The organism is Pseudomonas sp. IT-P4 (assembly GCF_949767755.1).
Taxonomy (GTDB): Bacteria; Pseudomonadota; Gammaproteobacteria; order Pseudomonadales; family Pseudomonadaceae; genus Aquipseudomonas; species Aquipseudomonas monachiensis.
Genome location: NZ_CATKPX010000037.1, coordinates 24897 through 49408, shown reverse-complemented (window position 1 = coordinate 49408; position 24512 = coordinate 24897). Strand labels below are relative to the sequence as shown.

At 61.2% G+C, this 24512-nt stretch carries 20 protein-coding genes; 8 read left to right on the top strand and 12 right to left on the bottom strand.

The window, feature by feature from the left end:
• Positions 1-18 precede the first annotated feature (18 nt).
• Positions 19-600, bottom strand: a complete 582-nt coding sequence (locus ACM6IT_RS16770) for a DinB family protein (RefSeq protein WP_056724606.1) — start codon at positions 598-600, stop codon at positions 19-21.
• Positions 601-626: 26 nt separating this feature from the next.
• Positions 627-1745, bottom strand: coding sequence for a cell division protein ZapE (zapE, locus tag ACM6IT_RS16765; RefSeq protein ID WP_056724604.1), 1119 nt, complete (start codon positions 1743-1745; stop codon positions 627-629).
• A gap of 160 nt (positions 1746-1905) precedes the next feature.
• On the opposite strand from zapE, the gene ACM6IT_RS16760 reads away from it, so the two are divergent.
• Positions 1906-2958 carry an aldo/keto reductase gene (locus ACM6IT_RS16760; protein WP_223540938.1) on the top strand — a complete coding sequence of 351 codons (1053 nt, stop codon included), beginning with the start codon at positions 1906-1908 and terminating at the stop codon, positions 2956-2958.
• Positions 2959-3026: 68 nt separating this feature from the next.
• Here ACM6IT_RS16760 and speB read toward each other — a convergent pair whose 3' ends face one another.
• Complete coding sequence (speB, locus tag ACM6IT_RS16755) at positions 3027-3986, bottom strand: agmatinase (protein ID WP_414918378.1); 960 nt, start codon at positions 3984-3986, stop codon at positions 3027-3029.
• Positions 3987-4006: 20 nt separating this feature from the next.
• On the bottom strand, positions 4007-5098 hold the full coding sequence (locus tag ACM6IT_RS16750) for a polyamine ABC transporter substrate-binding protein (protein WP_414918377.1): 1092 nt from the start codon (positions 5096-5098) through the stop codon (positions 4007-4009).
• 101 nt (positions 5099-5199) lie between these two features.
• On the opposite strand from ACM6IT_RS16750, the gene ACM6IT_RS16745 reads away from it, so the two are divergent.
• From ACM6IT_RS16745 to ACM6IT_RS16735, 3 genes are all read left to right on the top strand, one after another.
• A complete protein-coding gene (locus ACM6IT_RS16745; RefSeq protein ID WP_414914410.1) occupies positions 5200-6093 on the top strand; it encodes a LysR family transcriptional regulator in 894 nt (297 codons plus the stop codon).
• Positions 6094-6257: 164 nt separating this feature from the next.
• Positions 6258-7364 carry an enoyl-CoA hydratase/isomerase family protein gene (locus ACM6IT_RS16740; protein ID WP_414914409.1) on the top strand — a complete coding sequence of 369 codons (1107 nt, stop codon included), beginning with the start codon at positions 6258-6260 and terminating at the stop codon, positions 7362-7364.
• A 3-nt stretch (positions 7365-7367) separates the two neighbouring features.
• The gene (locus tag ACM6IT_RS16735) at positions 7368-8519 is read left to right on the top strand and encodes an acyl-CoA dehydrogenase family protein (RefSeq protein WP_414914408.1); all 1152 of its coding nucleotides are present in this window, start codon (positions 7368-7370) and stop codon (positions 8517-8519) included.
• A 92-nt stretch (positions 8520-8611) separates the two neighbouring features.
• Here ACM6IT_RS16735 and ACM6IT_RS16730 read toward each other — a convergent pair whose 3' ends face one another.
• The 6 genes from ACM6IT_RS16730 to ACM6IT_RS16705 form a co-directional block, all read right to left on the bottom strand.
• The gene (locus ACM6IT_RS16730; RefSeq protein ID WP_056724587.1) at positions 8612-9385 is read right to left on the bottom strand and encodes an enoyl-CoA hydratase; all 774 of its coding nucleotides are present in this window, start codon (positions 9383-9385) and stop codon (positions 8612-8614) included.
• A 14-nt stretch (positions 9386-9399) separates the two neighbouring features.
• Positions 9400-10527 carry an acyl-CoA dehydrogenase gene (locus ACM6IT_RS16725; protein WP_414918376.1) on the bottom strand — a complete coding sequence of 376 codons (1128 nt, stop codon included), beginning with the start codon at positions 10525-10527 and terminating at the stop codon, positions 9400-9402.
• A 131-nt stretch (positions 10528-10658) separates the two neighbouring features.
• Entirely contained in the window at positions 10659-11852 is a 1194-nt protein-coding gene (locus ACM6IT_RS16720; RefSeq protein WP_056724584.1) for an acetyl-CoA C-acyltransferase, read from the bottom strand.
• 12 nt (positions 11853-11864) lie between these two features.
• Positions 11865-12626: an SDR family NAD(P)-dependent oxidoreductase gene (locus ACM6IT_RS16715; RefSeq protein ID WP_056724582.1), complete on the bottom strand. Its 762-nt coding sequence runs from the start codon at positions 12624-12626 to the stop codon at positions 11865-11867.
• Between the two features lie 16 nt (positions 12627-12642).
• Positions 12643-14307, bottom strand: coding sequence for an AMP-binding protein (locus ACM6IT_RS16710; protein ID WP_414918375.1), 1665 nt, complete (start codon positions 14305-14307; stop codon positions 12643-12645).
• 137 nt (positions 14308-14444) lie between these two features.
• A complete protein-coding gene (locus ACM6IT_RS16705; protein ID WP_414918374.1) occupies positions 14445-15368 on the bottom strand; it encodes a carbon-nitrogen hydrolase family protein in 924 nt (307 codons plus the stop codon).
• An 84-nt stretch (positions 15369-15452) separates the two neighbouring features.
• Here ACM6IT_RS16705 and ACM6IT_RS16700 point away from each other — a divergent pair, with 84 nt between their 5' ends.
• On the top strand, positions 15453-16361 hold the full coding sequence (locus ACM6IT_RS16700) for a LysR substrate-binding domain-containing protein (protein ID WP_414918373.1): 909 nt from the start codon (positions 15453-15455) through the stop codon (positions 16359-16361).
• Positions 16362-16370: 9 nt separating this feature from the next.
• Here ACM6IT_RS16700 and ACM6IT_RS16695 read toward each other — a convergent pair whose 3' ends face one another.
• Entirely contained in the window at positions 16371-16625 is a 255-nt protein-coding gene (locus tag ACM6IT_RS16695; protein ID WP_007970091.1) for a hypothetical protein, read from the bottom strand.
• A 164-nt stretch (positions 16626-16789) separates the two neighbouring features.
• Here ACM6IT_RS16695 and ACM6IT_RS16690 point away from each other — a divergent pair, with 164 nt between their 5' ends.
• A complete protein-coding gene (locus tag ACM6IT_RS16690) occupies positions 16790-17107 on the top strand; it encodes a DUF883 family protein (protein ID WP_056724576.1) in 318 nt (105 codons plus the stop codon).
• 69 nt (positions 17108-17176) lie between these two features.
• Here ACM6IT_RS16690 and ACM6IT_RS16685 read toward each other — a convergent pair whose 3' ends face one another.
• On the bottom strand, positions 17177-18217 hold the full coding sequence (locus ACM6IT_RS16685) for an Ldh family oxidoreductase (RefSeq protein ID WP_414918372.1): 1041 nt from the start codon (positions 18215-18217) through the stop codon (positions 17177-17179).
• A gap of 234 nt (positions 18218-18451) precedes the next feature.
• On the opposite strand from ACM6IT_RS16685, the gene ACM6IT_RS16680 reads away from it, so the two are divergent.
• Both ACM6IT_RS16680 and ACM6IT_RS16675 read left to right on the top strand, forming a co-directional pair.
• Complete coding sequence (locus ACM6IT_RS16680) at positions 18452-23284, top strand: dermonecrotic toxin domain-containing protein (RefSeq protein ID WP_414918371.1); 4833 nt, start codon at positions 18452-18454, stop codon at positions 23282-23284.
• Between the two features lie 216 nt (positions 23285-23500).
• Complete coding sequence (locus tag ACM6IT_RS16675) at positions 23501-24502, top strand: FecR family protein (RefSeq protein ID WP_056724569.1); 1002 nt, start codon at positions 23501-23503, stop codon at positions 24500-24502.
• The last annotated feature ends 10 nt before the right edge of the window (positions 24503-24512 follow it).

The window sequence follows — 24512 nt, the reverse complement described above, 5'->3', positions numbered from 1 at the left end:
GAACCAAATCTTTGGCGTTCAAGCGCCCCAGATCAACGCCTCCGTCCACCCCAACTCGGCGAAATCCTCGGCCCGCAAGTGCGACTCACCGGCGCAGAAAAACTCGTCGAGTTGCGGTGGCTGGACCGAGGTGCCGCTGAGCATGGCGTGAACCTGGCCGCGGTGATGGATCTGGTGTTCAAACAAGTGAGACAGCAGGCGCAAGCGACTGTCGTGTTGCGGGGTGTCACGGGCGATGGTCACGATTTTGCCGAGGTCGGCGTCACGCATCTGCTCGCAATAGGCGATCAGCCGGCGGTCGACGTGGGCCTGTTCGCCAACCAGGTCCGTTGCCATGAGGCAGGGCTCGTCTTCCTTGAAAAACACCCGGCAATCGGGATGCGGATCGTCGCCGCGCAGTTCGCGCTCCAGGGCGTCCACGTAAAACCAGTCACAGGTGAGGATGTGGTTGAGGGTGGCGCGGATCGTCGGGAAGAAGCTGACCCGGGGTGCGCTCAGTTCCTGCGGGCTCAACTGACGCCAGGCCTTGGCCAGCCGGTGATTGGCCCAGGCGTTCTGATAGGCCATGGTCAGCAAATGGTGCGCCAGGGGCTGATTCATCTTCGCTGCTCCCGATCAAATCCCGATCAAACTTCGGCAAACCGCTGCAGTTGCATTTCCTGCAATCGACTGAGGGTGCGGCGGAACGGGAATTCCAGATAACCCTCGGTGTAAAGCGACGCCATGGGCACTTGCGCTTCAAGGTACAGCGGCACCTTGCGGTCGTAGCATTCGTCCACCAGGGCAATGAACCGTCGCACACCGTCGTCATGCACCGACAACTGCGGCAACTCGCGATCCCCCGCGTCCACCCGCTCGACACCGTCCTCGGTGCCCCGGGCAATGCGCCCGGCGCGTTTCTGTGCGCTGAGGTTGGGCACGTCACTCAACAGAATAGCGCCGTAGGTATCGCACAGGGCGATGAAATCCATGGCGGCGAAGGGTTGCTCGCACAGCGCGGCGTAACGGGTCCAGAGCACGCTCGGGCTGGCCTTGACCACCTCAAGGGTGCGGTAACCGACCTGGATCGACTCGCTCGATACTGACTGGCCGACGCTCAACACCTGGAACACTTCAACCAGCGCGCCAGGCCTGCCGGGCTCGGCCACCCAGTAGCGTTGCGAACCGGCCCCCGGATGCAGGCGATGGTCTTCCCCGCCATCCACCGCAATCACCTGCATGTGCTGCTTGATCGCCGCGATGGCGGGCATGAAACGGTCGCGATTGAAGCCGTCGGCGTACAACTGGTCCGGCGGCAGATTGGACGTGCAGACCACTACCACGCCCTGTTCGAACATCACCTGGAACAGGCGCCCGAGAATGATCGCATCACCGATGTCGTTGACGAACAGTTCGTCGAAACACAGCACCCGCACTTCTTCGGCCAGCTCACGGGCCAGCGCCTTGAGCGGGTCGGCGGTGCCGGTCAGTTGAAACGAGCGCTGGTGCACCCAGCCCATGAAGTGGTGAAAGTGCTGGCGCCGCGCCGGTACCCGCAGGCTTTGGTAGAACTGGTCCATCAACCAGGTCTTGCCCCGCCCCACCGGCCCCCACAGGTACACGCCGGAAATGGGCGCGCGGCCTTCGTGCAGAGCCTCGTGGCATTTTTGCAGGGCCCACACGGCATGTTCCTGGGCCTCGTCCTGGACGAAGCCCTTTTGCTCGATGGCATGCTGCCAGGCGCTTAAGGGGGAATCGATAGTCATGGGCGGCAGTATGCCATTGCGCACGGATAACGCGACCAGTGATCGGCGATTTTATGCCGGGAGGAAAAGCGCCTTGACCAATTAGATTACCAGCATCATATTTAATACATGTTTCATGTAATCTATTAAGCCTTGTCGTCACCCACTCTGGAGTCATCCCATGCATTACAAAGTTTTCGGTCGTAAAACCGGCTTGCGTGTTTCCGAACTGGCGCTGGGCGCCGGTAACTTCGGTACCGGTTGGGGGCATGGCGCCGAGCGTGACGAAGCCATACGGATTTTTGATGGCTACCTGGAAGCCGGCGGCAACTTCATCGATACCGCCAATGGCTATCAGGGCGGGCAGTCCGAGGCCATGCTCAGCGAATTCATCGCCGCAGAACGGGATCGCCTGGTCATCGCCACCAAATACACCCTGGGGACTACGCCGGCGGCCGGCATTTCCCACACTGGCAACAGCCGCAAGAATATGGTGCGTGCCGTCGAAGAAAGCCTGAAACGGCTGAAGACCGAGCATATCGACCTGTTCTGGGCGCACATGAGTGACGGTGTCACGCCGATGGAAGAGATCCTGCGCGGCTTCGACGATCTGGTCAGTGCCGGCAAGATTCATTATGCCGGGCTGTCGAACTTCCCCGCGTGGCGCATCGCCCGCGCCGACCTGCTGGCCGAGGTGCGTGGCTTTGCGCCGATTGCTGCGATCCAGGTCGAGTACAGCCTCGCCGAACGCAGCGCCGAGCGTGAACAACTGCCGATGGCCGAAGCCCTGGGTCTGGCCGCGACCCTGTGGTCGCCGCTGGGTGGCGGCTTCCTGACTGGCAAATATCGCAACAGTGAGGGCGACAATCGCGCGAACAAGCTCGGCGTGCTGATTCACGCCGAAAAAAGCGCCCGGGAAACCGCCCTGCTCGACACCTTGATCGATGTCGCCGCAGAACTGGGCGCCAGCCCGACCCACGTGGCCATCGCCTGGTTGCGGGAAAAGTCCCGGCGCTCGACCACGGCGCTGATTCCGATCCTCGGCTCCCGGACCCGTGAACAGTTGGATGCGACGTTGGGCGCGCTGAATGTGCAGTTGAGCACCGAGCAACTGGCGCGACTGGACGGCGTCAGTGACGTGGCCAAGGGCGTGCCGCACGAATCCATTGCCGGTTCGTCCGCGCGGTTCAGCGGTGGCCAGGTCCTCGACCTGCCAATCGTTCCAGTGGCCTGACACAAATCATAATTGTGGGAGCGGCGGTGCGGCGATCCGACTTGCTCGCTCCCACATTGGGTTTTGTATTACATATCAACCTTATGTCTGGCCGCATACAGACACAGCATCTCCATCGCCAGCGTCGCTGCCGCCAATGACGTGATCTCCGCGCTGTCATAGGCCGGGGCCACTTCCACCACGTCCATGCCCACCAGGTTGATCCCGCGCAGACCACCGAGAATCTCCAGCGCCTGAACCGTGCTCAAGCCGCCGCACACCGGTGTTCCGGTGCCCGGAGCGAATGCCGGATCGAGGCAGTCGATGTCGAAGGTCAGGTACACCGGGTTGTCGCCGACCCGCGCCCGAATCGCCTCGACAATCGCTTCGCAGCCACGTCGATGCACCTGCCGCGCGTCGAGCACTTGAAAACCCTGGTGATTGTCGTTGGTGGTGCGCAAGCCGATTTGCACCGAGCGCGACGGATCCACCAGTCCTTCTTTGGCTGCGTGCCAGAACATGGTGCCGTGGTCGATGCGCTTGCCCTCTTCGTCCGGCCAGGTGTCACTGTGGGCGTCGAAGTGGATCAGCGACAGCGCCCCGTGCTTGCGGGCATGGGCCTTGAGCAGCGGATAGGTGATGAAATGGTCGCCGCCAAAGGTCAGCATTGCCGTGCCAGCATTGAGGATGTGCTCGGCGTGGGCCTCGATCATTTCCGGCGTCGACTGCGGCGAGCCGTAATCGAAATCGCAATCGCCGTAGTCGACGACTGCCAGGTGATCGAACGGATCAAACGTCCACGGCCAGTGGCGTTCCCAGGCGATGCCGGCAGAGGCTGCACGAATGCCCCGTGGTCCGAAGCGGGCGCCGGGGCGGTTGCTGGTCGCGGTGTCGAACGGCACGCCACTGACCGCCACATCTACGCCGCGCAGGTCGCGACTGTAGCGCCGGCGCATGAAACTGGTGATACCGGCGTAGGTACTTTCGGCGGCCGTGCCGTAAAGGCTGTCACGGGTAAGGGCTTGATCGTTCTGCATCGGGACGTCCATTGAAGGCTCCTTCTCTTTTCTTATTGGCGGCTACGGAATGTGGTCCACAAGCGGGTGCGCTGGCGCATGTCCTTGAGGTTCATGCTGCGGTCGGCGTACAGCCGCTCCCGCACGTCGGCCAGCGGGTAGATGTCCGGATCGGTGCGCACCGCTTCATCCACCAGCGGCGTGGCGGCCTGGTTGGCGGTGGCGAAGAACAAGGTGTTGGTCAGTGCCGCGACGGACTCGGGGCGCAACATGAACTCGATAAAGGCGCGGGCGGCTTCGGGGTGCGGCGCGTCCTTGGGAATCGCCAGGTTGTCCTGCCACACGAGGGTGCCTTCCCGGGGAATCCGGTAGGCGACTTCATAGGGTTTGTTGGCCTTGCGTGCCTGGTCGGCGGCCATGCTCGCGTCGCCGTTGTAGGTCAGCGCCAGGCACACGCTGCCATTGGCCAGGTCGCTGATCTGCCGCCCGGTGGCAACGTACAGCACATTCGGCTGTAACTGATGCAGCAACGCCTCGGCGGCTGACAGATCGTTCTTGTCCGTGCTGTAGGGATCTTTACCCAGGTAATGCAACGCCAGTCCGATTACCTCCTGGGGCGAGTCGAGAATGGCGATGCCGCAGTCTTTCAACTTGCTCGCGTACTCGGGTTTGAACAGCAGATCCAGGCTGTTGAGCGGCGCATCCGGCAAGCGCTGCCTGAGCGCCTCGACGTTCATGCCCAAACCCAGGGTGCCCCAGGTGTAAGGCACGCCGTAACGGTTGCCCGGATCGACAGCGGCGAGTTTTTCCAGCAAGTCAGGATCGAGGTTGGCGTAACCCTTGAGTCCTTCGTGGGGAATCGGTTTCAACGCCCCGGCCGCAAGCCCCCGGGCCAGTACGCTGGAGGACGGCACCACCACGTCATAACCGCTGCCGCCGGTGAGCAACTTGGTCTCCAGTACTTCCGAAGAGTCGAAGGTGTCATAGCGCACATGGATACCCGTCTCCTGCTCGAACCGTTGCAGGGTTTCGGGGGCCACGTAATCGGCCCAACTGTACAGATTGACCACCTTGTCTTCGGCCTGGGCCAATGCGGCCATGGCAAGGAACAGCGCGGGTAAACACAGCTTGAGCATGGGAGCCATGACGAACACCTGACCAGGGGAAGTGGTGGCAGGATGCGTCGTCGGATACATTGGTAAAATATCAAGTTAATTAACCTGACTTTATGACGGAGTAATGTTTGATGCTCGGCCAACTCCACGATCTGGATCTGCAATTGTTGCGTCTGTTTGTCAGCGTGGTGGAGTGCGGCGGCTTCAGCGCCGCACAGGGCGAGTTGGGGTTGAGCCAGTCGAGCATCAGCCAGCAAATGGCCAAACTGGAAACCCGCCTGGGCTATCGGCTATGCAGTCGCGGCAAGGGCGGGTTCAGGGTCACGCCCAAGGGTGAACAGCTGCTCAACGCCACCCGTGGATTGTTCCAGTCCATCGAAACCTTCCGTCATCAATCCAACGGCGTGGCCGGGCGCTTGATCGGCGAAGTGCGCCTGGGCCTGTCCGAAGCCCTGGATCAATCGGTGCTGCAACGGGTGGCCGAGGCGATCCGGCGCTTCCGTGAGCGGGACGAGTCCGTGCGCATCGAACTGATCAGCGCCATGCCTGGTGAAATGGAGCGTTTGCTGCTGCAACAGCGGCTGGACCTGGCCATCGGCTATTTCTCGCAAGTGCAAAGCGCGTTTGACTACCGCCAGTTGTTCATTGAAACCCAGCATCTGTATTGCGCCCCCGGCCATCCGCTGTTCACCAACCCGGCCCCAAAGGATCAGGATCTGCAGGCCTGCGACCGGGTCGATCACCCCTACCGTTTCCTGCGCAGCGACGAACCCTTCCAGGGCAAGTTGTGTTCGGCGCGCTCGGAGCAAGTCGAAGGCACCCTCGCCTTCATCCTTTCCGGCAAGCATGTCGGTTACTTGCCCAGCCACTTCGCCCGTGGCTGGGAGGACAAGGGTTTGCTCAGGGCCGTGCGCCGAAGCGACATGAGTTTCGATGTCGCGTTTCATCTGGCCCGGCACCGCGCGCAGGTGGCCGGCGAGGCGCAGAAGGCGTTCGAAGAGGATCTGCTCGCAGCGTTTGCCTGAAATCGCCTTGGTCTACGCTGTAACAATACCGGACACAAACATGCAAAAATGCACAGACAACCTGCACTTATCCGGGTTGTACAAGGCAAATTTGCGCTGATACGATCCGCCATCGCTCGCGCGCGAGCATCTCGATAAAGAACAATAAAAGCAGGGAGTTAGTGATGACTGCTCAGGTTTTTTCTCCCGGGACCCAGTCCATGGATGCCATGCAAAACGAAGTGCTGGCCGAGGTTCGCAACCACATTGGTCACCTGACCCTCAACCGCCCCGCCGGCCTCAATGCCCTCACCCTGGACATGGTGCGCAATCTGCACCGCCAGCTCGACGCCTGGGCCCAGGATCCGCACGTCCATGCCGTGGTCTTGCGCGGTGCCGGGGAAAAAGCCTTCTGCGCTGGCGGCGACATTCGCTCGCTGCATGACAGTTTCAAAAGTGGTGACACCCTGCACGAAGATTTCTTCGTCGAGGAATACGCCCTCGACCTCGCGATCCACCACTACCGCAAACCGGTGCTGGCCCTGATGGACGGTTTTGTCCTCGGCGGCGGCATGGGCCTGGTGCAAGGCGCAGACCTGCGCGTGGTCACCGAGAAAAGCCGCCTGGCCATGCCGGAAGTCGGCATCGGCTACTTCCCGGACGTCGGCGGCAGTTACTTCCTGCCACGCATCCCCGGTGAACTGGGGATTTACCTCGGCGTCAGCGGCGTACAGATTCGCGCCGCCGATGCGCTGTATTGCGGGCTGGCCGACTGGTACCTCGAAAGCGACAAGCTGGGCACGCTGGACGAAAAACTCGATCAGCTCGAATGGCACGACACGCCGCTCAAGGACCTGCAAGGCCTGCTGGCGAAATACGCCGTGCAGCAACTGCCCGATGCACCATTGGCGGCTTTGCGCCCGGCCATCGACCACTTCTTCGCCCAAGCCGACGTGCCGAGTATTGTGGAGCAACTGCGTCAGGTAACGGTCGCCGACAGCCATGAGTGGGCCGTCACCACCGCCAACCTGCTGGAAACCCGCTCGCCGCTGGCCATGGCCGTGACCCTGGAAATGCTCCGTCGCGGACGCGAGCTGCCGCTGGAGCAATGTTTTGCCCTGGAGCTGCACCTGGACCGCCAGTGGTTCGAGCGCGGCGACCTGATCGAAGGCGTGCGCGCCTTGCTGATCGACAAAGACAAGACACCGCGCTGGAACCCGCCCACCCTCCAGGCGCTGGACGCCGAACACGTGGCGAGCTTCTTCAGCGAGTTTGACCAGAGCGAGAGCTGAACCATGCACGATATCGAATTGAGCGAAGAGCAAGTCATGATCCGCGACATGGCCCGGGATTTTGCCCGCGGCGAAATCGCGCCCCATGCCCAGGCCTGGGAAAAGGCCGGCTGGATCGATGACGGTCTGGTGGCGAAGATGGGCGAACTGGGCCTGCTGGGCATGGTGGTCCCCGAAGAATGGGGCGGCACCTATGTCGACTACGTGGCCTACGCACTGGCGGTGGAAGAGATTTCCGCCGGCGACGGTGCTACCGGCGCCTTCATGAGCATCCACAACTCCGTGGGCTGCGGGCCGGTGATGAACTACGGCAGCGAAGAACAGAAACAGACCTGGCTGGCGGACCTTGCCAGCGGGAAGGTCATCGGCTGCTTTTGCCTGACCGAACCCCAGGCCGGTTCCGAGGCGCACAACCTGCGCACCCGCGCCGAACTGCGCGACGGCCAGTGGGTGATCAACGGCGCCAAGCAGTTCGTCAGCAACGGCAAACGCGCCAAGCTGGCGATTGTGTTTGCCGTGACCGATCCGGACCTGGGCAAACGTGGCATCTCGGCGTTCCTGGTACCGACCGACACTGCCGGTTTTATCGTTGATCGCACTGAACACAAGATGGGCATCCGGGCGTCCGACACCTGCGCGGTGACCCTGAACAACTGCACCATCGCCGAAGCCAATCTGCTGGGCGAACGCGGCAAGGGCCTGGCCATTGCCTTGTCCAACCTCGAAGGCGGCCGCATCGGCATCGCCGCCCAGGCGCTGGGCATCGCCCGCGCGGCGTTCGAAGCGGCACTGGCTTATTCCCGTGATCGTGTGCAGTTTGGCAAGACGATCAACGAGCACCAGAGCATCGCCAATTTGCTGGCCGACATGCACATGCAGTTGAACGCCGCTCGACTGCTGATCCTGCATGCCGCACGCCTGCGCACGGCCGGCAAACCCTGCCTGTCGGAGGCGTCACAAGCCAAGCTGTTTGCCTCGGAAATGGCGGAAAAGGTCTGCTCGTCCGCCATTCAGATTCATGGCGGCTATGGCTATCTGGAAGACTATCCGGTGGAGAAGTACTACCGGGATGCGCGGATTACGCAGATCTACGAAGGGTCGAGCGAGATTCAGCGGATGGTGATTGCCCGGGAACTGAAAAACTACCTGGTGTAAAAGCAAAAGATCGCAGCCTTCGGCAGCTCCTACAGAGTTTTGCATACACCTGTAGGAGCTGCCGAAGGCTGCGATCTTTTGATGCAACCCTATTACTTGCCTTGGAACTCAGCCTCACGCTTGGCAATAAACGCCGCCATCCCTTCCTTCTGATCCTGCGTCGCAAACGCCGCATGGAACACCCGGCGCTCAAAGCGCACGCCTTCGGCCAGGCTCACTTCAAAGGCACGGTTGACGCTTTCCTTGACCATCATCGCAATCGGCAACGACTTTTTGGCGATCAGCGCCGCGACTTTCAGCGCTTCGTCCAGCAGCTCATCACTCGGCACGATCCGCGCCACAATCCCGCAACGCTCCGCTTCCACGGCATCGATCAGACGACCGCTCAGGCACATTTCCATGGCCTTGGCCTTGCCCACCGCACGGGTCAGGCGCTGGGTGCCGCCCATGCCCGGCAACACGCCGAGGTTGATTTCCGGCTGACCGAACCGGGCGTTGTCGCCGGCCAGAATGAAGTCGCACATCAACGCCAGCTCACAGCCGCCGCCCAAAGCAAAACCGTTGACCGCCGCGATGATCGGCTTGCGGCGGTTGGCCACGCGATCGCTGTCGCTGAACAGGTCGTCGATGTAGATCTGCGGATAGGTCAGCTCGGCCATTTCCTTGATGTCGGCACCGGCGGCGAAGGCTTTTTTCGAACCGGTCAGGACGATGCAGCCGATGTTCGAGTCCGCCTCGAAGCCATCGAGGGCCTGGTTCAGTTCGCTGACGATCTGCGCGTTCAACGCGTTCAGCGCCTGTGGACGGTTGAGGGTGATCAGGCCAACGCGGCCGTGGGTTTCCAGCAAAATCGTTTCGTAGTTCACAGATTCTCTCCTTCTTATAAATTGCGCGAAATGACCATGCGCTGAATATCGCTGGTGCCTTCGTAGATCTGGCAGACCCGCACGTCGCGGTAGATCCGCTCCAGCGGGAAATCGTTGAGGTAACCGTAACCGCCCAGGGTTTGCAGCGCCGAGGAGCATACCTTCTCGGCCATTTCCGAGGCGAACAGTTTGGCCATCGACGCTTCGACCAGGGCCGGTTTGCCGCTGTCGCGCAGGGCGGCGGCGTAGTGAACCATTTGCCGCGCCACGGCGATCTGGGTCGCCATGTCCGCCAGGCGAAAGGCCACGGCCTGGTGCTCGATGATCGGCTTGCCGAAGCTCTGGCGCTCACGGGCGTAGTCGCGCGCCGCTTCGAAGGCGGCACGGGCCATGCCCACCGATTGCGAAGCGATGCCGACGCGACCGCCTTCAAGGTTGGCCAGGGCAATCCTGTAGCCTTCGCCCTCCTCGCCCAAACGGTTGGCCACCGGCACCTTCACGTCTTCGAAGAGGATCTGGCAGGTGTCGGACGCATGCTGGCCGAGCTTGTCTTCGACCCGCGCAACGGTGTAGCCCGGCGAATCGGTCGGCACGATAAAAGCGCTGATGCCGCGTTTGCCCGCGCTCGGATCGGTCACCGCAAACACGATCACCACCCCGGCATTCTGCCCGGAGGTGATGAACTGCTTGCAGCCGTTGAGCACATAGTGATCGCCTTCCAGGCGCGCACGGGTTTTCAGGCCGCTGGCGTCGGAACCGGCCTGGGGTTCGGTCAGGGCGAAAGCGCCGAGCATCGCACCGCTGGCCAGCGGTTTGAGGAAGCGCTCTTTCTGCTCATCGGTGCCGTAGTTGAGGATCGGCACACAGCCCACGGAGTTGTGCACGCTCATGATGGTCGAGCAGGCACCATCGCCGGCGGCGATTTCTTCCAGCGCCATGGCGTAGGCCAGGTAACCGGTATCGCATCCGTCCCACTGCTCCGGCACCAGCATGCCGAAGAAGCCCAGCCCGGCCATCTCGCCGATGGCTTCCTTGGGAAAGCGATGCTCACGGTCCCACTCGGCGGCGAACGGTTTGAGCCGTTCCTGGGCAAAGTCCCGGGCCATGTCGCGGATTTGTTGTTGGTCGTCATTGGGGATCATGCCAAGTCCTTAAAAATAAATTGCCCCCTGTAGGAGCTGGCGAAGCCTGCGATCTTTTGATTTTTGGCAGTCTTGAAATCGCTAAAAAATCAAGGTCAAAAGATCGCAGCCTGCGGCAGCTCCTACAGGTCTTAATACAGGCATTCCACGGCCATGGCCGTCGCTTCACCGCCGCCGATACAAATCGCCGCAACGCCGCGTTTCAGGCCTTTCTGGCGCAGGGCCGAAAGCAGGGTCACCAGAATCCGCGCACCGGAAGCCCCGATCGGGTGACCGAGGGCGCAAGCGCCGCCGTGCACGTTGAGCTTCTCGTGGGGGATCTCCAGATGAGTCATCGCGGCCATGCCGACCACGGCGAAGGCTTCGTTGACTTCCACCAGATCGACGTCATTGAGCGACCAGCCGGTTTTCTTCATCAATTTCTTGATTGCACCGATTGGCGCCACCGGGAACAGGCCCGGGGTGTCGGCGAACGCAGCGTGGCCATGAATCACCGCCAGAGGCTTCAGGCCTTGCTTCTGTGCCTGGGACTGGCGCATCAGCACCAATGCCGCCGCACCGTCGGAGATCGAACTGGAGTTGGCCGCCGTCACTGTACCGCCTTCGCGGAACGCCGGTTTCAACGAAGCGATCTTGTCCAGCCGGGCTTTTGGCGGCTGCTCGTCATTGCTGATCACCACCTGCTCTTTGCCGACCATCACCGTCAGCGGGACGATTTCATCCTTGAAGCTGCCGTCCTTGATCGCCTGCTGCGCGCGGGTGGTCGAGGCAATGGCGAAGGCGTCCTGGGCTTCACGGCTGAAGCTGTTGGTTTCGGCGCACTCTTCGGCGAAAGTGCCCATCAGGCGGCCTTTGTCGTAGGCGTCTTCGAGGCCGTCGAGGAACATCGAGTCCTGCACCCGGCCATGGCCCATGCGGTAGCCGGCACGGGCGCGGTCCAGCAGGTAAGGCGCGTTGGACATGCTTTCCATGCCACCGGCGACCACCACATCGGCACTGCCCGCCACCAGCATGTCATGGGCCAGGATCGCCGCTTCCATGCCGGAACCGCACATCTTGTTCAGGGTGGTGCAGCGAGTCGATTTATCCAGCCCCGCACCCAGCGCCGCCTGACGCGCAGGGGCCTGGCCAAGGCCGGCCGGCAGTACGCAACCGAACAACACCTCGTCGACGGCATCACTGGCAACACCGGCACGTTCGACGGCGGCCTTGATGGCGGCCGCACCGAGTTGCGGCGCGGTCAGGCTTTTCAGCTCGCCCTGGAAACCGCCCATCGGGGTGCGGACGGCGCTGACGATAACAATTGGATCGTTGGACATTGTCATGACAAATCCTCCTTACTTGGCGGCCATGCGCAAGGCTCCGTCGAGACGGATCACCTCGCCATTGAGCATGCTGTTTTCAATAATATGCTTGACCAGCCCGGCATACTCGCCCGGTTTGCCCAAGCGCGGCGGGAATGGCACGCCAGCGGCTAGGGAATCACGGACTTCCTGGGTCATGCCGGCCATCATCGGCGTCTCGAAAATGCCGGGGGCGATCGTCATGACACGGATGCCGAAACGCGCCAGTTCACGGGCCGCCGGCAAGGTCAGGCTGACAATCGCACCCTTGGACGCCGAGTAGGCCGCCTGGCCGATCTGGCCGTCGTAAGCAGCCGCAGACGCGGTGTTGATGATCACGCCGCGCTCGCCGTCGGCATCCGCTTCGGTCTCGGCAATCGCCGCTGCCGCAAGGCGCAGCATGTTGAAGCTGCCGATCAGGTTGACGTTGATCACCTGGCTGAAACTGGACAGCGCATGCGGGCCGTTTTTGCCGAGGATCTTCTCCCCGCGCACGATACCGGCGCAGTTGACCAGGCCGTTGAGGCCACCGAAGGCTTTGACCGTGGCTTGTACCGCTGCTTCGGCCGCCGCTTCGTTGCTGATGTCGGCGACAACACTCTGCGCACCAAGGCGCTGGGCCTGGGCCGCAACGGCTTCGGCGTTCATGTCCACCAGCATCACTTTCGCGCCAGCGGCGACCAGCACCTCGGCCGTCGCTGCACCGAGGCCGGAAGCGCCACCGGTGACGATAAAAATCTTGTTCTCGATCTGCATCATTGTTTCCCTGGATTCAAGCTGGAAGGTTCTTCGCCGCAGCCTCTTGAGCCTTGGCGATTTCCTGGTTGCGCAAGATAAAGCGCTGCAATTTGCCGCTTGGGGTTTTCGGCAATTCGCTGACAAATTCGATTTCACGGGGGTACGAGTGCGCCGCCAGACGCTTGCGCACGTGCTGGCGCAGCTCTTCGGCCAGCTCGGGGGCGGCGCGGTATTGCGCGCTGAGCACGACGAACGCCTTGACCAGTTCGGTGCGCTCCGGATCGGGCTTGCCGACCACGGCGGCCTCGACCACGGCCGGGTGTTCGATCAGCGCACTTTCCACGTCGAACGGGCCAACCCGATAGCCGGAAGTGGTGATCACGTCATCACTGCGACCGACGAAGCTGATGCTGCCGTCCGGGTTCCACTCGACGGTGTCGCCACTCAGGTAATAGTTGCCGACAAAGGCCTTGGTCGGCCCGCCTTCGTAGCCGGCGAACCAGCACATCGGCGATTGGCTGCGGTCGATCGCCAGGATGCCCGGCTGCCCGATACCCAGCTCCTTGTACTGGTCGTCCAGTACCACGATGCGGTGGCCCGGCGAGGCAAAACCGGCGGCGCCCATGTGAATCGGGTGCTCAAGGCCGTGGTGGTTGCACAGCACCATGCCCAGTTCGGTCTGGCCGTAGTGATCGTGGATGACCACGTCGAGGTTGTCGGCGAACCAGCGGATCACTTCCGGGTTCAGCGGCTCGCCGGCGCTGCTGACGATACGCAGCTTGCCCTTGATCGACTTGGCGAATTCATCGCCGCCGGCAATCAGCAAGCGGTAGGCCGTCGGCGAGCCCGTGAGGTTGCTGATCCCGTACTTGTTGATGACCCGGCAGGTGCTTTCGAGGGTGAACGGGCCATCGTAAAACGTGATCGGATGGCCCATGGACATCGGCCCCGTGACACCGAAATAAATGCCGTAGGCCCAACCCGGGTCGGCGACGTTCCAGAAGGCGTCTTCCGGGCGCAGATCCACCGCGTCGCGGGTGTAGCTCTGGAATGCAACGATGGCCTTGAGCGGCACCGACAACGCTTTCGACGGGCCGGTGGTGCCCGAGGTGAACATCAGCAGGAACGGATCTTCGCCGGTCAGCAGCACCGGTTCACAGTCGGCGGAGTAGTTGGCCAGTTCGGCCCAGAAACTGAAATCGCCATGCACCAGGCCCTGCCCTTTGGCACCGGTGACGGTCACGATGGTCGGGCAATCGGCGACTTCGGCGAGTTTCGGCCGGTTCACTGCATCGGTCACCACCACTTTGGCGCCAGAGCAGCCCAGGCGGTGCTCGATGGCCTTGGGGCCGAATGCGGTAAACAGCGGTTGATACACCGCGCCGATGCGCCAGGTGGCGAACACGGTGATCAACAGTTCGATATTGCGCGGCAACAGGCCAGCGACCTTGTCGCCTTTCTTCACGCCCTGGGCCAGCAGGTAGTTGGCGAAACGCGCGGCCTTGTCCTGCAAGTCGGTGAAGGTGTACGTCGCACCGGTGCCGTCGCGTCCTTCCCAGAACAGCGCGATGCGACCCGGCAAGGCATGCCGGTCACAGCATTCGACACAGGCGTTGAGGGCCGCCAGATCGCCCGCGAGCGCGGCATCGACGGTGTGCTGATAATTGAACTGAGAAGTAGCAGACAAGTAATCGCGCATTGCCAGAATCCCACTGTGTTTTTTATTAGGTTGGGGGGAACCGTAATCAACAGGGAAATACTCGCTCTGCGCGGGTTACCGGGCAATGGTCAAAGTTATCAAGTTGTCTGACTGCTTTGGCCAAAGCCCGCGGGTCATCAGGAAGTGAGGCGCACCCCGGGTTTGGCCCGCTCGTCCACGGTCAGCTCGAACACATCCGGCCGGGCGTAGTGGCCGACCACGTCGTAGTCGTAGCGGGCGCGTACCAGGTCGTCGGTGTCGATCTGTACGGTGAGTAGCCCGGCACTGTCGCGTAACGGTCCGGCAAGAATGTCGCCCATGGGGCCTACGATTACACTGCCACCGGCAATCAACGGCCGATCCGCCGGCCAGTTGGCGATATCCAGGCCCAAGGCCTGGGGCGATGCCTGGATCTGGCAGGCGCTGACCACGAAGCAGCGCCCTTCATGGGCAATGTGGCGCATGCTGACCTGCCACATCTCCCGCTCGTCCACGGTGGGCGCGCACCACACCTCCACACCCTTGGCGTACATCGCCGTGCGCAGCAGCGGCATCATGTTTTCCCAACACACCAGCGCCCCCACGCGCCCGACCTGGCTGTCGATCACCGGCAAGGTCGAGCCATCGCCCTTGCCCCAGATCAGCCGCTCGGTGCCGGTGGGCATCAGCTTGCGGTGTTTGGCCACCAGCCCGGCCTGCGGATCGAAGTACAGCGCGGTGCAGTACAAGGTGCTGCCGGCGCGCTCGATCACGCCGATCACCAGATTGGCTGCGGTGCGTGCGGACAGCGCCGCCAGCGCCTCGGTTTCCACGCCGGGTACATCAATGGCATTGGCAAAATAGCGGGCAAAGGCTTCGCGCCCTTGCGGCAGGCGATAGCCCAATTGCGTACCAAAGCCCTCGCCCTTGGGATAACCGCCCAGCAGCGCTTCCGGCATCACCACCAACCCGGCGCCGGATTCGATGATTGCGTTTTCATAGGACAGGATCTGTTCCAGGGTTTCAGCCTTGCCGCCGGGCAAGGCGCCGATCTGCAGCGCCGCAACGATTGATTTGGGCATCTTGGAAACTCCATTCGCATCAGGTGTTGCTCATTCTCCGGCGCTAGGCAATCATCAATAAAGACCGATTCAATGCTGAATGATATGAACCAAATGAATATCACCGACGTCGACCTCAACCTGCTCAAAGTCTTCGAGGCGCTGCACGAAGAGTCCAGCGCCAGCCGTGCCGCCTTGCGCCTGGGCGTGACTCAATCGGCCGTCAGCGCGGCCTTGCGTCGCTTGCGCGAGCTGTATGGCGATCAGCTGTTCGTACGCACCGGACGCGGCCTGGCCCCCTCGCTCAAGGCCAATCAGCTCAAACCGGTGGTCAGCGATGCCCTGAACAAATGCCGGCAGAGCCTGGCGATGGTCGACCCGGCTGCGCAACAGTACGAAGGTCGTTCGGTCACCGTGGGAATGTCGGATGATTTCGAGATTGCCTACGGCCGGCGGCTGATCGAAGAGATCGCCCGTAGTGCACCGAAACTGCGGCTGATTTTCCGCCAGACCCACAGCCAGATCGTCGCCCAGGCGTTGATGGAGCGCAGCATTGACCTGGCGATTAGCGCGGGCGGGTTTGCCGAGCGGCTGCTCAGCCGTCAGGTGCTGGGGGAAGGTGGTTATCTGTGCCTGGCGGACCCGTCGAGCCTGGTCGAGGGTCAGCAGAGCATCGGTCTTGAGGAGTTTGTGGCACGCGAACACATTCTGGTGTCGTCCGGCGGTTTTATCGGGATTACCGACGAGGGTTTGGCGGCGCTGGGGCTCAGTCGACGGGTGTGCGCCTCGACCACGCATTTTGCCGCGTTGCCCCATTTGCTCAAAGGCAGCCGGGCGGTGGCGACCATTCCGGCCCATGCCGCCCAAAGCATCGCTACGCTCTGCGGGCTGGCGCTGCTGCCCTGCCCCCTGGCCTTGCCGCGCTACCCGATCGAACTGGGCTGGCGGACCAGCACCCAGCTCGACCCGGTGCTATTGAAAGTGCGCGAGGCGATCGTCACGAGCTTCGCCTGACGACCGATGTTATTTGTTGGCCGCCATCAGGCGATTGACTTCACTGCGCACCATGTTGGCGTATTCCGGTGGCGACATGCCATCCAACTCGGCGCGCACCCATTCGGCCCACTTGCCTTTGCGCTTGGCCCGTTCGCCGAACAACCGCGCGGCCTCACCCTTGGCCTTGCCCAGGTTGTTTTGCCAGAGTTCGAACAGACGGGATTTCTCGTCTTCAAGCGCAGCGCGCTCGGCGAGGGGTTTGTCGGCCAGATTGAAGCTCATGGGAATTTCCTGCTGCGTAAAATAGGCGACATCTTACACTGTAGGACGAAAGGTCCTGCGCCGGTTTTTCAGCAAGATGACCTCCCCGGGCAAAATAGCTGCAACTTTTCCGACGACGGCAGACTCCATTGTTCACTGTCCACTTACCTGCAAGGAGTACTTCAATGGCCCGCAAAACCGCCGCGCAAGCCGCCGAAGATCAAATCAAGGATCAAGCCTTCAGCGAACTTCAAACGCTGATCGAAGAATCGGAAAAACTGCTGAAAAGCAGCGCCTCGCTGGTCGGGGAAGAAGCGGAGACCCTTCGTGGACAGATCGCCCTGAAACTCCAGCAGGCCAGGGATTCGGTGAGCAGCGTGCGCGAGCGCACCCTGCCCGCGGTCGAGGCCACTGAAACCTATATCGGCGGGCATCCATGGCAAACCGTGGCGATTTCCGCCGGGTTTGGTTTGGTGGTGGGATTGTTGTTGGGGCGTCGATAAACACTGGCAAACACTGAACCCTGTGGGAGCGGGCTTGCTCCCACAGGGGGTTGCGGCGTATCTAAAGGATCACTCCCCCGCCAATTCCCGAAGATTCGCCAGCGTCCGGGCATCCAGTTCAATGCCATCGACCTGCGACCTGGCGCGTTGATGATGACGCCGATCCCCCGGCAAACGCTTCAGGCCGACCCCGTGCATTTGCCGCACCAGTTCCTGGCTGCGCTCGGCAAAACTCTGCCCCGCCGCTTTGCCCGGATCGATCACGATAAGCAATTGGCCAGTCCAGGGTGTCTTGGCGCCAGGGTGGTTCTTCCAGTCGAACTCGAAGGAAAAATTGCCGCCGGTCAGTGCCGCCGCGAGCAACTCGACCATCATCGACAACGCCGAGCCCTTGTGCCCGCCGAAAGGCAGCAACGCACCGCCGTCGAGAATCGCCTTCGGGTCCGTGGTCGGCTGGCCGAGGCTGTCCACGCCCATCCCTTCCGGCAAGCGTTCACCCTCGCGAGCGGCAATTTGCACATCGCCATGGGCAATGGCACTGGTGGCCAGGTCGAAGACAATCGGCGAGCCACCGGCCCGTGGCGCAGCGAAGGCAATCGGGTTGGTGCCGAACAACGGCCGGTCGGCACCGTGGGGCACCACGCAGGTCATGCTGTTGACCACGCTCAATGCCACCAGGCCTTCATCCGCGAAGGGTTCGACATCCGGCCACAAGGCCGCGAAATGATGTGAGTTACGGATCGCCAGTGCCGCGATGCCGGCACTTCGGGCCTTTTGCACCAGTAGTTCGCGTGCCGCCGCCAGGGCCGGTTGCGCAAAACCGTTATTGGCGTCGACCCGCACAAAACCTGAAGCCACATCTTCGACCACCGGAACCGCCTGGCCATTGACCCAGCCGCTTTGCAGCGTCGAAACATAACCTGGAATCCGGAATACCCCGTGACTGTGCGCGCCGTCGCGTTCGGCCCCGGCGCAGTTTTGCGCCAGCACCCGGGCAACGTCGGCCGAGGTGCCGTGACGCAAAAAAATCTTCTCCAGCAAAGCGCTCAGCGCATCGAATGAAAGGTGGGACGGGACAGCAGTAGAGGCGTGATCGTGTGGCGCAGACATCTGAAGCTCCAGACTGATTATTGGAGGGAACAACAGCGTACAAAGACCCGCCGATTAACAACGCGCGGCGAGCGACCTGTCAACCTTTCGCTCTGGGTCGATCAGAGATATCCCTCTCACGAATGCCCAGGCCCCGTGCGTTATCTATTTACCACCCGTGCCAGCGCACCGGCTTTTAGTGTCGAAACTCAATCCACAGGCGCCTGTGAGTGGCACCTTGAACGAGACTCGACGATGTCTACACCCGTAACTCCGCTGTTTTTCCCCGAGGCGCTGACATTGCGCGGCCGCTGGAAAGAACTTGGCAAAACCCATGGACTGAGGCAAAAGGACTTCGAATGGTTCAGCCATATCGAACTGGCCACCCAGGCACTGCGCGATAAGCAGACGCCGCCCATGCTGGTGAAGAACGTGCTGCTGAAAATCCCGGGGCTGGAGCCCGTGGTGCTGGCCGGCAGCTTTGTGTTGACCGCGACACCCGATGACAATGGCCTGATTCTCTACACCCCGTACGCCGGGATAAAAAAGTTCGCCAACCGTACGGCCCTGACCGACCATCTGGTGACGCAACTCAAGGCCGCCAGTGAAGACGACGACCTGCTGGCCTTCATGGCGATGTCTCAACGCAAGGCCATGGTGGACGCCGACGAAATCGTGTTGGACTTTCAACCCATCGACGGCGACGTGTTCGAAGACCAGCGCATGACCCTCTCCACCCATCAGCAACTCAACGACCAGGCCCTGCTCGACGAATTGAAAGTGCTGCCGTCCCTGACCTCGCTGCTCGACACATTGCTGAATCAGAAGCTGGCGGCATCCTTTCCCGGTCTGGATCAGAGCCAGACCCAAGTGAACTTCTACCAGGCAACAACGCCAGAGAATGCTGACGAAAGCCATCCGGCGCGACGCTGGGTCAACTCCCTTTCCTTGAGTGAGGCCGTCCTCCTGCATTATCGCCATCAGCTTTGGCCGGCCGGACAGTCCCACGAATTTTTGCATCCGGAAAAGTCCCCGGCAAACGCCGACCAGCCACTGTGGGAAGCCGCAGTCACGACAATCTCGCGCCAACTGATCAGCCTGCTGGTCGGGCAGCTCGAAGGCTTCTGGGCTGCACCGAGCGCCGACGGCGCATCCCGTCGAGAGTTCTTCGGCCAGGCCATCGCCGATCAGGCGCGAGTGCAACTGCTGCTCAAGCGAGAAGCCGAGATCATCACCCCGGAGCAAAGCCAGGATTTGCACGCGTTGATCTCTACGGCCAGCCGGACGAACCAGGCAATGACGGTCGAAACCGTGCGCCTGTGGGAGTACAAGGCCAATTATGTGGAGCTGGCCGGCTCACTGATGGTCAGCACCGGCAATGCGTTTCTCTACACGCCCACCGCAGGCCTGCAGGTACTCAAGGACTATAAGGACTTGTGCGATACGGTGCGCAGCAAGTTCAGCGCTGCCGGTCGCGAGGATGAACTCTATGGCCTGCTGAGCCTGGACGAGCGTCAGCGTTTCATTGGCTTTGACCAGCCGAATGTGACCGGGGAAGCAATTTCCGGCGAGATCTTCCCCAAGCTCTTCGACGGGATCATCGGCAAGCAACGGCAGAACATGCAATATGCCCTGCAGGTGTTCCGTCACAGTGACGGCACCGTGGACATCCACGCCCTGTTCGACAAAGCGCTGGATATCCGCTCGATGATCAACGAGCGCCTGCTGACGCTGGCTACCGACGGGCGCTGGAGCACGCGGCCCGTGCTATCCGGTGATCAGCATCCCTCCACGGTGCTGGCCCACACGGCGGCCACTTTCGCCAAGTCCTTCAACGACATCGAGACACCGTTCAAGACGGATTTCGCAGCACAACCGGTCGCTGCTCTGGCCCTGCAACGGGTCTATCTGGAAAACATGAAACCCCGCCTGGCCCATGCACTATCCGTTGGCCTGCGTGGCGAGGCCAATATGCGAGTGCTCGGCGCGACACTGCGGGATGCGGATCGGGCCATTGTCGAAACGGTATTCAATCCGGACCGGGCCGATCGGCAGAACCGTCCGGCCCTCAACGGCTTCCGACCCGACGCCTACTCATTGACACTGGAGTGCTCCGGTCAGCGCGATGTCCTGCCCCTGGCCTATTGTCTGCTTTTGACCGAGCGTGGCGGACTCGACCCCTCGCATTCCGGCCGGACAATCCTTTGGACACCCGCCGAGGGCCTGGAAGTCTTTGACAATATCAGTCGCGCAAGGCTGGAGCTGAACAGACGCCTGCTCGAACCGCAACAACGCCTGGCGCTGCTGGAAAACCTGACCCCGGCCCAACGCTTCCTTCACCAACGCTACTCACTGGGACCGTTGCGGCTGATCGAAGGGTCTGTATTGGAACGGGTCGCGCAATCATCCATCGAGCACTTTCTGGCTCGCTGCGAACACGTACGCATTTTCAAGCTGAGCGACACAAAGCGCAAAAAAGCCCTTAAAGACCTGACCACAACGGTGCTTGACACCAACCTGCAACGAGCCAGGTCGATTGCCCTGGCGATCGGCCAGCAGCAATCCCTGCCCGCCTGGCTGGGAATGGCTCCGCTGCAAGACCTGCGACTGCACCTTGAACTGCTGGAGCAATACCGCAACAGCGTCTTTGAGGACAAAGACTATTTGCACGGGATCAAACCCCTCAAGTCGTATGTGCATGAAACACTGAAATCGTTGCTCGCCGACCGCTTCCCGGCAACAACACTGGACCCCGACAATATTCAAATCACCCCGGACCTGGCGTTGGTCGGCCCTGCCCGGAGCCTCACCGAGTTCGCCTTGCACCACGTCAACATTACGCAAGGCACCGGGTTCAAGGTCGGGTCGGCAACCACGCAAACCCTGCCCGCGGGGCTGGACCAGGCGGCTGTTCGCCAGTTGCTGCTATTACTGAAAATTGCGCAGAACTACACCAAACATATCACCGACAACTTGTCGAACAATTCGGCGGACGTGGAACAACGGATCCTGCGCTTCGTCAAGCAACTGCCCTGGCAATTGCTGCAACACGCACACGAACTGAAACTGCAGCAACGGCTGTCCGACAGCGCTTTCGATTTGCTTCGACAAGTATTCGACATGCCGGACGCCATCGCCCGGGCTACCGTAGCAGGTGCGCACGCCATTGCCCGACCACTGGAACTGATCAAGACAACCGGTGCCGCCGCCGTCAAGGCAATGGGCCTGTACCTGATCGGTCCCGGCGAAGGCAAGGCAGGCCCGCAAATCCTCTATGCCCCTTACCACCCCAGTGGCTCACCGTTCGTTGAGTTCGACAATGAGGCCAGCGTTGTCGCGGCGCTCAACACACCGGGGCCATTGCAGGAGATGCTGCTTCGTCGCCTGCCGACCAGTCAGCAAACAGTGTTTCGCAACCTGCTCAAATCCACCATTGGCCAGTCTAGCGAAATCACCCTGGCGTCCAGCCCCATCAATGGCAACCTGCTGACCCACTTGTTCCATGACAACACCAGGCTGCTGGAGAAGATGCTCGGCAGCCAGGCAAACGCAACCGCTCAGTCTGACTGGGAGGCTGTCAAACATCTGTTCAGCTCCGGCATAGAGCGCATTTCAGGCCTGCTGCCGGGCAAACTCGCGTATGTGCAGTTTCTTTGGAGGGCCTACAAGGACGCCAAAAACTCAGCCGAAGCCCTACAGGACCATCACTGGACGACCGCCTTGCGCGAGTTTATTGCCGGCGCGGCACAAATCGTGTCATTGGGCCGTTTGTCGCTTGAAGGGTGGGCCGAAAGCGCCCAGGCAACCAGCGAAGCCGCTGCTCAACCGGCCGTCCCCGCCGTGATCGCGCAACCCTGGTCGCAAGTCCGGTCGACAGCGCAACTGCGTACCCGGCTGCGACGGTTCGAAACCACCACCGAACTCAAGGACCTGACGAAAAGCAGCACCGACGGCACCTATCTGGAAGCGGGCAGCAAGAAAACCTTCGCCGCCATTGCCGGCAAAGTGTACGGCGTGAACAAGACCGGAGCGGTCTGGCGAATGGTCAAAGGCGAGCAAGAAGGCCCGGTGTTGCTGGCTACACCCGGCAAGCAACTGGTCATCGACCCGGATGCCCACACCGTTCACTTCGGCAAAGCCGTCTCGAAAATGCGCAATCAGTATGTCAACGCCTATGTTGCCAGGCAGGTGCTGAACATCGAGGCCCGGGGAATGGAGGAAATCCGCGCAAGACATCCCGAAAAAGCCCGCATGATCGTGCAGGCCATCGACATGGCTCGCTATTACGCGTTCAACAGCCTGCACAACCTGGTGCAACTCAGGGAACTCGTCCCGGGCACACGGCTCGATACCTTCCTCAAACAGTTCTTTGATGTTGACCTGATCGACAAAGCACTGCTCGACAAAATCAGGCAGGCCGTCGTTCCCATTTGCAACGCGCTGGTCGATCCCGATGAAGACTGGATGAACTCGCAACGTTTTATCGTGGGTTCAAGCCGGGACCCGGAGGACAACCTTGTCGCGTTTGTCGTGGACAAGGATCAACAGCGCAATGTGCATTTCACGGAAAACTTCTTCGATCAACAACTGGACTGGTACAAATCCAGCCTGACTCAGCCCTTCGATGTCGACGGCCACAGTCAGGCCGCGACCCTGATACACGAGTTCGCTCATTTGTTTTCAGGGGCCGTGGACATCGCCTACCTTGAGGCCAGGCTACCGTTCAGCGATCTGGTCGCGTCGGTCACCGGCTATGGCGCAGCAAAGAAACAGTCTCAAGTGGACTTCCAGCGAGAAGCCTTGTCGATGAAAACGCCAAAGGACGAACTGTTCGCACGCTGGAACAGTGGGCGGCAATTATGGGTCAACCTGGACTCCATACCGAGCACTTCCCACATCGGCAAGAAAATTCTGCAACTGACGGGCAGCGAGACCATGGCTAAGGCACGGGAAGCTTTTTTTAACGTGCGGGACTCGAAGTTCCGAACCGATGTCATTTTGCACAATGCCGACTCGGTCGCGTTTTTGATCTGCGAAATGGGCCGGCAACTGGACCCGGTACCGGTCGCTACGCCCCCTACACCCTGATCCTGGCGAAATAACGCGCAGATCCCCGGATCTGTGCGCTATCGCGGTGTTTGATTTGATCTTTTTTTTACGCATCCCATGGATACTGCTACCCGAGAGCAGATGTTCCAGAGGCGAAGCGTTGAAAAAAAACCACACATTGATAGTTAAATGCCATGACTGATGTTCTCGCAGACTCCCCCCCAAGGTTAGAATGCAGGAAATCAGGAAGGGCCAATGACCGACCACACGATCTCGGAAGCCGAATACGACGCCATCACCGATGCCGCTGCGCATTGGTGCATGCGTCTGCACGCCAATGACTGCACCGAGCAAGAGCGCCAGGCGTTCGAGCAATGGCGCAACGCGCATCCGCTCCATGCCATCGAGTACGAAGCGATGCTGGAGATCTGGGATGTCGCTGGCGACCTGCCCCGTCCCGAGCCCGTCGTGCCGCTGGTTCGCCCCAAAGCGGAAAATCCGTGGCGCCGCCTGGCGATCGCAGCGGCGGTCTGCGCCCTGGCGTTGCCGGTGGCCGGTTATGGCGGCTGGCATCTGGGCTGGGTGCCAAACGCGTACCAGCATTTCGAAGCGACCGACAATGTTCGAACGGTCACCTTGAAAGACGGCAGCCAGGTGGAACTGAACCTGGGCAGCGAGCTGACGTACAGCAACTACAAGGATCAGCGGCAAGTCACGCTGGAAAAAGGCGAAGCCTTCTTCAGGGTCAGCCATGACACCCGTCACCCCTTCGTGGTCAAGGCCGCCGAAGGCCGGATTCGCGTGACCGGCACCCAATTCAACGTCTGGATGTATGAAGACCAGGTCAAGGTCAACCTGATCGAGGGTTCGGTACTGGTCAGCAGCAACGCCAACCTGAATGGCGACGGTTTGCACCTCAGCCCGGCGATGCAGGCCAGTTATCGCCACGGCGACTTCACCCCCCGCATCAGCCAGACCTATGACAATGACAGTTCGCTGGCCTGGCGCCAGGGCAAACTGGTGCTCGACGATCTGTCCCTGAGCGATGCGCTGCCCTTGATCAATCGCTACCTCGACAAACCGCTGATGGTGGCCGACAACAGCACCGGCTCGATCCATATCGGCGGCATCTACAACATCAACGAGATCAACGGCCTGGTGAAATCCTTGCCGCGGGTCCTGCCGGTCTACCTGACCCGCAATCAGAACGGCAATCTGGTGGTCAACGCGATTCCGCAAACCTCTCCGAAAAGCTGAAAAGGCCGCC

Bases quoted from the DNA above. Each gene is read 5' to 3' on its own strand.
- ACM6IT_RS16770 (WP_056724606.1), bottom strand. From the start codon at position 600: ATGAATCAGCCCCTGGCGCACCATTTGCTGACCATGGCCTATCAGAAC.
- ACM6IT_RS16745 (WP_414914410.1), top strand. From the start codon at position 5,200: ATGCTCGGCCAACTCCACGATCTGGATCTGCAATTGTTGCGTCTGTTT.
- ACM6IT_RS16735 (WP_414914408.1), top strand. From the start codon at position 7,368: ATGCACGATATCGAATTGAGCGAAGAGCAAGTCATGATCCGCGACATG.
- ACM6IT_RS16680 (WP_414918371.1), top strand. From the start codon at position 18,452: ATGTCTACACCCGTAACTCCGCTGTTTTTCCCCGAGGCGCTGACATTG.
- ACM6IT_RS16695 (WP_007970091.1), bottom strand. From the start codon at position 16,625: ATGAGCTTCAATCTGGCCGACAAACCCCTCGCCGAGCGCGCTGCGCTT.
- ACM6IT_RS16740 (WP_414914409.1), top strand. From the start codon at position 6,258: ATGACTGCTCAGGTTTTTTCTCCCGGGACCCAGTCCATGGATGCCATG.
- ACM6IT_RS16710 (WP_414918375.1), bottom strand. From the start codon at position 14,307: ATGCGCGATTACTTGTCTGCTACTTCTCAGTTCAATTATCAGCACACC.
- ACM6IT_RS16690 (WP_056724576.1), top strand. From the start codon at position 16,790: ATGGCCCGCAAAACCGCCGCGCAAGCCGCCGAAGATCAAATCAAGGAT.
- speB (WP_414918378.1), bottom strand. From the start codon at position 3,986: ATGGACGTCCCGATGCAGAACGATCAAGCCCTTACCCGTGACAGCCTT.
- ACM6IT_RS16720 (WP_056724584.1), bottom strand. From the start codon at position 11,852: ATGACAATGTCCAACGATCCAATTGTTATCGTCAGCGCCGTCCGCACC.
- ACM6IT_RS16750 (WP_414918377.1), bottom strand. From the start codon at position 5,098: ATGGCTCCCATGCTCAAGCTGTGTTTACCCGCGCTGTTCCTTGCCATG.
- ACM6IT_RS16715 (WP_056724582.1), bottom strand. From the start codon at position 12,626: ATGCAGATCGAGAACAAGATTTTTATCGTCACCGGTGGCGCTTCCGGC.
- ACM6IT_RS16705 (WP_414918374.1), bottom strand. From the start codon at position 15,368: ATGCCCAAATCAATCGTTGCGGCGCTGCAGATCGGCGCCTTGCCCGGC.
- zapE (WP_056724604.1), bottom strand. From the start codon at position 1,745: ATGACTATCGATTCCCCCTTAAGCGCCTGGCAGCATGCCATCGAGCAA.
- ACM6IT_RS16685 (WP_414918372.1), bottom strand. From the start codon at position 18,217: ATGTCTGCGCCACACGATCACGCCTCTACTGCTGTCCCGTCCCACCTT.
- ACM6IT_RS16725 (WP_414918376.1), bottom strand. From the start codon at position 10,527: ATGATCCCCAATGACGACCAACAACAAATCCGCGACATGGCCCGGGAC.
- ACM6IT_RS16760 (WP_223540938.1), top strand. From the start codon at position 1,906: ATGCATTACAAAGTTTTCGGTCGTAAAACCGGCTTGCGTGTTTCCGAA.
- ACM6IT_RS16700 (WP_414918373.1), top strand. From the start codon at position 15,453: ATGAACCAAATGAATATCACCGACGTCGACCTCAACCTGCTCAAAGTC.
- ACM6IT_RS16675 (WP_056724569.1), top strand. From the start codon at position 23,501: ATGACCGACCACACGATCTCGGAAGCCGAATACGACGCCATCACCGAT.